Origin of the sequence: Enterococcus sp. E5-37, assembly GCF_035726925.1 — a bacterium.
Lineage (GTDB): Bacteria > Bacillota > Bacilli > Lactobacillales > Enterococcaceae > Enterococcus_B > Enterococcus_B faecium.
In genome coordinates, this window is the sequence record NZ_JAPMLG010000007.1 from 150,699 (window position 1) to 159,282 (window position 8,584).

At 39.5% G+C, this 8,584-nt stretch carries 6 protein-coding genes; all 6 read left to right on the forward strand.

The window, feature by feature from the left end:
• Positions 1–19: 19 nt before the first annotated feature.
• The 6 genes from tilS to lysS all read left to right on the forward strand — a co-directional run bounded on the left by tilS (position 20) and on the right by lysS (position 7,927).
• Positions 20–1,465: a tRNA lysidine(34) synthetase TilS gene (tilS, locus tag OS138_RS07960; protein WP_104765430.1), complete on the forward strand. Its 1,446-nt coding sequence runs from the start codon at positions 20–22 to the stop codon at positions 1,463–1,465.
• Positions 1,465–2,010, forward strand: coding sequence for a hypoxanthine phosphoribosyltransferase (gene hpt / locus OS138_RS07965; RefSeq protein ID WP_002287415.1), 546 nt, complete (start codon positions 1,465–1,467; stop codon positions 2,008–2,010). Before tilS ends, hpt begins: the two co-directional genes overlap by 1 nt.
• A gap of 89 nt (positions 2,011–2,099) precedes the next feature.
• Positions 2,100–4,211 carry an ATP-dependent zinc metalloprotease FtsH gene (gene ftsH / locus OS138_RS07970; protein ID WP_325069961.1) on the forward strand — a complete coding sequence of 704 codons (2,112 nt, stop codon included), beginning with the start codon at positions 2,100–2,102 and terminating at the stop codon, positions 4,209–4,211.
• 216 nt (positions 4,212–4,427) lie between these two features.
• Positions 4,428–5,315, forward strand: a complete 888-nt coding sequence (hslO, locus tag OS138_RS07975) for an Hsp33 family molecular chaperone HslO (RefSeq protein ID WP_002298174.1) — start codon at positions 4,428–4,430, stop codon at positions 5,313–5,315.
• Positions 5,316–6,320 carry a tRNA dihydrouridine synthase DusB gene (gene dusB / locus OS138_RS07980; RefSeq protein WP_002307694.1) on the forward strand — a complete coding sequence of 335 codons (1,005 nt, stop codon included), beginning with the start codon at positions 5,316–5,318 and terminating at the stop codon, positions 6,318–6,320.
• A 110-nt stretch (positions 6,321–6,430) separates the two neighbouring features.
• Complete coding sequence (gene lysS, locus OS138_RS07985; protein WP_002296055.1) at positions 6,431–7,927, forward strand: lysine--tRNA ligase; 1,497 nt, start codon at positions 6,431–6,433, stop codon at positions 7,925–7,927.
• Positions 7,928–8,584: the final 657 nt, after the last annotated feature.

Below are 8,584 nucleotides of genomic sequence, written 5' to 3' on the forward strand. Positions count from 1 at the left end.
AAGAAAGGGTGTGGAAAGGATGAACGTTGAAAAAGGCGGGAAAAAAGCACCGCTATTACAGCAGTCATTTATTCGGCACGGGAATGAACAAGGATTCTGGCAACAAGGATCGAGAATTTTAGCAGCGGTATCAGGTGGTGTTGATTCGATGGTTTTGCTCCATTTACTTTTACAAGTGCAACGCCAAATCGGTTTTTCTTTAGGTATCGTCCACATCAATCATCAATTAAGAGAAGAATCAGCAGAAGAAGCTGCCTATCTTCGCTCATATTGTGAAGAGAAGAATCTCCCTTTATACGTAAGTATTTGGGAAGATCCAGCCAAATCCGCCATAGAAACAGAAGCTCGTAACTTTCGTTATCAAGAATTCACTCGCGTGATGGAAGAAGGACAATATGACACATTGATGACTGCTCATCACGGAGATGATCAAATCGAGACGGTGTTAATGAAAATCGTTCGTGGGGGACAGTTAAATACTTTTTCTGGAATCAAAGAAGTACAACCATTTGCTACGGGCAGACTGGTTCGTCCGTTGCTGAGTTTTAGCAAAGAAGACCTATATACTTATGCAGCGGAATCGCAGCTTGTTTACTTTGAGGATCAGACAAACCAATTGTTAGATGTCCAGAGAAATCGGCTTCGTCATTTGGTAGTTCCTCAATTGAAACAAGAAAATACACAGGCGTTGAGACATTTCCAGCAATTTTCGCAACAGATCCAATGGGCAGACCAAGTCATTCAAAAATATATGGGACAGTTGATCGAAAAGGAAGTCGAACAGTGGGAGGAACAATTTCGATTTTCTGCAGAAATGATCGAAGAAATGACAGATGCTGAACGATACTATTTTTTTTACTCCTTTTTCGACAAAGCATTCTCAAAAACAGGGATTATTTTGAAAGAACAACAAATGGAGTCGATTTTAGAACAGTGGCAACAGAAAAAAAGCCAATGGCAACTCAGTATTGGCAATAATTGGATACTGAAAAGAGAGTATCATTTTGTTGTACTCTCTAAAAAAGAAAAACAAGCAACTAGCCAGACAGAAGACCAGCGCTTGTTGCTGATTCCAGAACAAGGAATATATTTGAATGAAACAGAATGGATTGGTCTGGTCAAACCTGAAAATGCAGGGGACATCAAAGCAACAGATTCATGGTCTCTATTTTCTCATGACATTTGGATTCCTGCTGATGTGCAACTGTATGTCGAAAAAAGAAAAGCAGGAGACCGCATTAAATTAACAGAGAATCTCACAAAAAAAGTATCTAGATATTTTATCGATCAGAAAGTACCTAATTCACAAAGGCAGCATGCTTGGATCATTACAGATGCCAAAAGAAATATATATAGCTTGATACCTTTTGCCTTTTCATATTTGAGTATTCGTGAAGAAACTGATAAAATACACTACATACTTCTTTACAAATATCAAAAAGAAGCAATTGGAAGGAGAACCTGATGTTGGAAAAGGATATTGAGAGAATTTTGATCTCACAAGAAGAGATACAAGTTCGTTGCAAAGAACTAGGCAAAGAGTTAACAGAAATTTACCAAAACACCAATCCCCTAGTAGTAGGTGTCTTAAAAGGAGCGGTACCATTCATGGCAGATATCGTTCGTTCTATCGATACGTATTTGGAATTGGATTTCATGGATGTTTCAAGCTACGGGAATGCAACAGTCTCGTCAGGGGAAGTAAAAATCGTCAAAGACTTAGATACGAATGTAGAAGGTCGCGATCTGTTGATCGTTGAAGATATCATTGACAGCGGAAGAACACTTGCTTATTTAGTGGATCTTTTCAAATACCGCAAAGCAAAATCAGTCAAAATTGTTACACTACTTGACAAACCTGAAGGAAGAGTAGTAAATATCGAAGCAGATTATGTTGGCTTCAACGTACCAAATGAATTTGTGGTCGGTTATGGCTTGGATTATGCAGAAGCATATCGTAATCTTCCGTACATCGGTGTATTGAAACCTAGTGTTTATCAATCAAATTAATGCTGTATCTCAATTAAATTATGGTACAATAGAATGGTCAGGATTGATAAAAAACTGTTAAATTAAATTGACGCTTAGGGAGGGCAACTATGAACAAAAAGAACAACGGCATGATGAAAAATGCCTTGTATTATGTCCTCGTAATCTTAGCGATGGTAATGGTCGTTTATTTTATTTTTGGTAATAACGGCCAGCAATCGTCAGATATCGAGTACTCAAAATTCACAGAACAACTACAAGCAGGCAAGATCAAAGAATTTGAAGTGCAGCCTGCAAATGGTGTATATAAGATCACTGGTGAATACAAAGAACAGCAGACCGTCGCTAACAGCGGTGGGTTAGCTATCTTAGGTTCAACAGATACGACTACTACCCATTTCACAACAATCATTTTGCCAAATGATACAACATTGAGCCAAGTAACAGAACTGGCAAAAGAAAACAAAGTTGCTACAACAGTAAAAGAAGAATCAAGCAGCGGTATATGGGTTTCCCTATTGCTTAGCTTCTTGCCAATCGTAATCATCATCTTTTTCTTTTACATGATGATGGGACAACAAGGCGGCGGCGGTGGCGGTGGCGGCCGTGTCATGAACTTTGGTAAATCAAAAGCCAAAGAAGCAGACAAAAAAGCTAATCGCGTACGTTTTTCTGATGTAGCGGGTGCGGAAGAAGAAAAACAAGAACTAGTTGAAGTTGTTGAATTTCTGAAAGATCCTCGCCGATTTGTTGAATTAGGTGCCCGTATCCCGGCAGGTGTACTTTTAGAAGGACCTCCAGGAACAGGTAAAACCTTATTAGCAAAAGCTGTTGCCGGAGAAGCTGGAGTACCGTTTTACTCGATCTCGGGTTCTGATTTCGTAGAAATGTTTGTCGGTGTCGGAGCAAGTCGTGTTCGTGATTTGTTTGAAACAGCGAAGAAAAACGCACCAGCTATCATTTTCATTGATGAAATTGATGCGGTAGGTCGTCAACGTGGTGCCGGTATGGGCGGCGGACATGATGAACGCGAACAAACATTGAACCAATTGCTTGTAGAAATGGATGGCTTCGACGGAAATGAAGGAGTAATCGTCATTGCTGCAACCAACCGTTCTGATGTACTAGACCCAGCGTTACTACGTCCAGGTCGTTTTGACCGCCAGATTTTAGTTGGACGTCCAGATGTAAAAGGTCGTGAAGCAATCTTGCGAGTCCATGCACGGAATAAACCGATGGCAGATGACGTTGACTTGAAAGTTGTGGCTCAACAGACACCAGGTTTTGCCGGAGCAGATTTAGAAAATGTCTTGAATGAAGCAGCGTTAGTAGCTGCTAGAAGAAATAAAAAGAAAATCGATGCTTCTGATATCGATGAAGCGGAAGATCGCGTGATTGCAGGTCCAGCTAAAAAAGATCGCGTAATCAGCAAAAAAGAACGCGAAATGGTTGCTTATCACGAAGCTGGTCATACGATTGTCGGATTAGTATTGAGTCGCGCTCGGGTCGTCCACAAAGTAACGATCATCCCTCGCGGACGCGCCGGCGGATATATGATCGCTTTACCAAAAGAAGATCAGTTCTTGATGACAAAAGAAGATATGTTTGAACAAATCGTAGGCTTACTTGGTGGACGTACAGCTGAAGAAATCATCTTCAATGTCCAATCAACTGGTGCTTCCAATGACTTTGAGCAAGCGACAGCTCTAGCACGAAGCATGGTAACAGAATATGGAATGAGTGATCGTTTAGGTCCTGTTCAATATGAAGGAAACCATCAAGTGTTTGTTGGCCGCGACTATGGTCAAACAAAAGCTTACTCTGAACAAGTCGCTTTCGAGATTGATCAAGAAGTACGAAAAATCTTGATGGAAGCTCATGATAAAGCTCGAGAAATCATCGAAGCTCATCGTGCACAGCATAAACTGATTGCTGAAAAACTTTTGGAATTCGAAACATTGGATGCCAAAGCAATCAAGTCATTGTTTGAACACGGTGTGATGCCTGAAGGTACTGAGTCAAATGATTATCCAAGCGAAAAAGAAGCGAAAACTTTTGAAGAAGCAAAACGTGCTTTGGAAGAAAAAGACGCTGAAAAACAAGCGGAAGAAAAACGTGATTTTGAAGAAGCAAAACATGAACTGAATGAGGAAAATAAAGCAGAACATGATTCAGATTCTCAACAATCAGAAGATAATCATTCAGACGATCAATACAAATAAAAAAATATAGGTCAATTGATCTGATATGACTCCCGAAAACCGGAACAAAAACCGGTTTTCGGGAGATTTCTTTATTTAAGATGTAAATAGGATGATGTCCTGTTTTCTAGATGATTCTGAATTATTTTTAAAAGAAGCATTCCAAAGTTGAAAAAAGCAGTAGTTGCTAGTATGATTCACTATGAGTTTAAAAACGGAAAAAGGAGTACATAACAAATGAAAGATTATTTGGTTAAGGCACTTGCTCACGACGGATTCGTCCGAGCATACGCCGTTCAAGCAACAAATACCGTAGCGGAGGCACAAAGACGTCATGATACTTGGCACACCTCCTCAGCTGCTTTGGGACGGACATTGGTCGGTAGTCTGCTACTTGGTGCGACGCTCAAAGGAGAAGACAAACTAACTGTTCGAATCCAAGGCGATGGTCCAGCGACAGGAATTGTAGTAGATGCAAATGGAAAGGGAGATGTGAAAGGTTACATCAAAAATCCGCATCTCAGTCTTCCTCTAAATAGTGAAGGTAAAATCGATGTGCGGGGAGCAGTTGGAACACAAGGAATGTTTACTGTCACAAAAGACTTAGGATTAAAAGAACCTTTTTCTGGGCAAACGCCGATTGTTTCTGGAGAAATCGCTGAAGATTTTACTTACTATCTTGCTATCTCAGAACAAATCCCTTCAGCTGTTGGACTGAGTGTATTGGTCAATACTGACGACAGCATCAAGACGGCGGGAGGATTCATGATCCAAATCATGCCAGGTGCCGATGAAGAAACAATCAGCAAGATCGAAGAACAATTAAAAACGACACCAAGAATCTCTACCCTCTTAGATGAAGGACAGACACCAGAAGAAATATTGAAAGGATTGCTTGGTACAGAAGAATTGAACATTTTGGAAAAAATGCCTGTTCAATTCAAATGTGACTGTTCAAAAGAAAAATTTGCAGAAGCAATTATCGCGTTAGGTGCAGAAGAAATCCAAGCAATGATAGACGAAGATCACGGTGCAGAAGCGGTTTGTTCTTTCTGTAATAACAAATACAAGTATAGTGAAGAAGAATTAGCTGGATTGAAGAAAGAAGCCTTAGGAGGGATTTAAGTGGAACACACATGGAAAATCGGCAATGTGGAAATCCCTAATCGTGTCGTTGTTGCACCGATGGCTGGAATAACAAATTCAGCATTTCGAGTCACTGTCAAAGAATTTGGTGCAGGCTTAGTCGTATGTGAAATGATCAGTGACCAAGGTATTCATTTCAGAAACAAAAAAACTTTAGAGATGCTCCACATTGAAGAAACAGAACATCCATTAAGTTTACAGATATTTGGCGGAAATAAAGATAGTCTAGTTGAAGCTGCTCAATTTGTCGAAGAAAACACAGCTGCCGATATAATAGATATCAATATGGGCTGTCCAGTAAATAAAGTAATCAAAGCAGAAGCAGGAGCAAAATGGCTTTTAGATCCTGAGAAAGTATACGAAATGGTCCAAGCTGTTTCTTCAGCAGTAGATATCCCAGTAACAGTCAAGATGCGTATTGGTTGGGATGAAGAGCACGTCTTTGCTGTAGAAAATGCATTAGCAGCACAATCAGCTGGAGCAAGTGCCATCGCTATGCATGGACGTACACGGGTTCAGATGTATGAAGGAAAAGCGGACTGGGAAGTATTGAAAGAAGTGAAAAAACATTTGACGATCCCATTTATGGGGAACGGGGATGTCAAAACGCCAGAAGATGCAAAACGGATGCTTGACTATGTCGGTGCAGACGGTGTGATGATTGGTCGTGCAGCGCTGGGCAATCCATGGATGATTCACCGCACACAGCATTATCTCGAAACAGGAGAACTGATTCCTGAACCAACACCAGCCGAAAAAATTGCTACAGCTAAGCTTCATTTACAACGCTTAGCAGATCTCAAAGGAGAAAAAGTAGCTTGTAGAGAATTCAGAACACATGCGGCTTATTATTTAAAAGGGATTCCTCGAGCGGCGAAAGTGAAAGTAGCAATCAATCAGACAGAAAAACAGCAGGAAATCAATGACCTGCTGGATCAATTTGTAGAAAAAGCGGAAAAAGTACTATTGAAACAAACGTTGTGATTTCTAAGTTTTTCGTGAATTTTCAAGCCGAAATTCCAAGTTCGGCTTGCTTTTTTTGTGTTTCATTGGCATTATAGGAAAGAGATTAACATGAGAATGGAGGAACTTTTGTGACACAGGAACAACAACATCAAGTAGAAGATTTAAATGATCAAATGCTTGTACGTCGTCAAAAAATGGAACAATTGCGTGAAGATGGAATCGATCCATTTGGAAAACGATTTGAACGCACGCACAACTCAGAAGAATTGCATGAACTATTTGATCCAAGAACAAAAGAAGAACTAGCAGAAATGGGATTGACCGCTAGTGTAGCTGGTCGTATGATGACTCGCCGAGGAAAAGGGAAAGCTGGATTTGCGCATCTACAAGATCGTGAAGGCCAAATTCAAATTTATGTAAGAAAAGACCAAGTAGGTGATGAGGCCTATGAAGTATTCAAACATGCAGACCTTGGAGATTTCTTTGGTGTAACTGGACAAATCATGAAAACAGACACAGGCGAAGTTTCTATCAAAGCTTCAGAAATCACGATTTTGTCAAAAGCACTTCGTCCACTGCCAGATAAATACCATGGCTTAACGAATATTGAACAACGCTACAGACAACGCTACTTGGATTTAATCAGTAATCGCGAAAGCTTTGACCGATTTATGAAACGAAGCCAAATTATCAGCGAAATCCGTCGCTATTTAGATGGCAATGGCTATATTGAAGTAGAAACACCAGTATTGCACAATGAGGCAGGTGGAGCTGCCGCACGCCCATTTATCACGCATCATAATGCACTGGACATTGATTTATATTTGCGTATTGCGCTAGAACTTCATTTAAAACGACTAATTGTTGGCGGAATGGAAAAAGTTTATGAAATCGGCCGCGTTTTCCGTAATGAAGGAATTGATACTACACATAATCCAGAATTTACGATGTTAGAAGCATACACAGCATATACTGATTTCAATGATGTAATGAATCTGACAGAAGGTATTATCCGTAACGCAGCTGAAAAAGTACTAGGAACAGCAAAAATCACATATGATGGACAAGCTGTCGACTTAGAAAGTGACTTTAAACGCATCCATATGGTAGATGCAATCAAAGAACAAACTGGTGTAGACTTCTGGCAAGAAATGACATTGGAAGAAGCATTAGCTTTAGCCGAAAAACACAATGTAGAAGTAACCGAAGCTATGGGTGTCGGACATGTTATCAATGAATTCTTTGAAACATTTGTTGAAGAAACATTGACACAACCGACGTTTGTATACGGACATCCAGTCGAAGTTTCGCCTTTAGCGAAGAAAAATCCAGAAGATCCTCGATTCACAGATCGATTCGAACTATTCATCGTGGGGCGCGAATTTGCTAATGCCTTTACAGAACTGAACGATCCAATTGATCAAAGAGAAAGATTCGAAGCGCAAGAAAAAGAACGTGAACTAGGAAATGACGAAGCTCACGGTGTAGACGAAGACTTCTTGGAAGCCTTAGAATACGGTATGCCGCCAACTGGTGGTCTAGGTATCGGGATCGACAGATTAGTAATGTTGCTAACTGATGCACAATCAATTCGGGATGTTTTGCTATTCCCAACAATGAGATAATCGAATAAAAGCTGTCTAAGGAATTCCTTAGGCAGCTTTTGCTGTGTAGAAAGGAATAAATAATAACGAAAGTTCAAAAGCTAATGTCGACTATTCTAGACATTAAAGAAGACGAAAACGAACGATAAAGAAAGAAAAGTTATGAATAATCGTTTATTGAAAAAAACTTGAAAAAATACAAAAAATTCGTTGACCAAGATAAATTTAGTTGGTATATTATTACTTGTCCAAAAGACAGAAGAAAATATTTATTCAAAAACATAACAAAAAAGTTATTGACATGTTACTAACGACATGATAAGATAACTGAGTCGTTAAAAAAGAACCACTTGCGAAGCTTGATTCTATCGAAAAAAACTTCAAAAAAGTTCTTGACAAATAACAAACGATAAGTTATGATAAATGAGTTGCTGAAAGATTTCGAAAAACGAAATTGAAAAAACTTTTAAAAAAGAGTTGACAATCACTTGTCTCTCTGATATGATATAAAAGTTGCTACGGCAGCCAAAAACGAATTGGGAAACACTCCTGATGAAGTAGACCTTTGAAAACTGAACAAAGTAAGACAAACCAAATGTGTAGGGCGTCTTGATTCAATTCAAGACAACAAACATTTTTAACAAGCAAGCAATATGCTAGCAAACAAATTGAGCTTAA

Excerpts from the sequence above, each read along its gene's own strand:
- tilS (WP_104765430.1), top strand. The coding sequence starts at position 20 with ATGAACGTTGAAAAAGGCGGGAAAAAAGCACCGCTATTACAGCAGTCA.
- ftsH (WP_325069961.1), top strand. The coding sequence starts at position 2,100 with ATGAACAAAAAGAACAACGGCATGATGAAAAATGCCTTGTATTATGTC.
- hslO (WP_002298174.1), top strand. The coding sequence starts at position 4,428 with ATGAAAGATTATTTGGTTAAGGCACTTGCTCACGACGGATTCGTCCGA.
- hpt (WP_002287415.1), top strand. The coding sequence starts at position 1,465 with ATGTTGGAAAAGGATATTGAGAGAATTTTGATCTCACAAGAAGAGATA.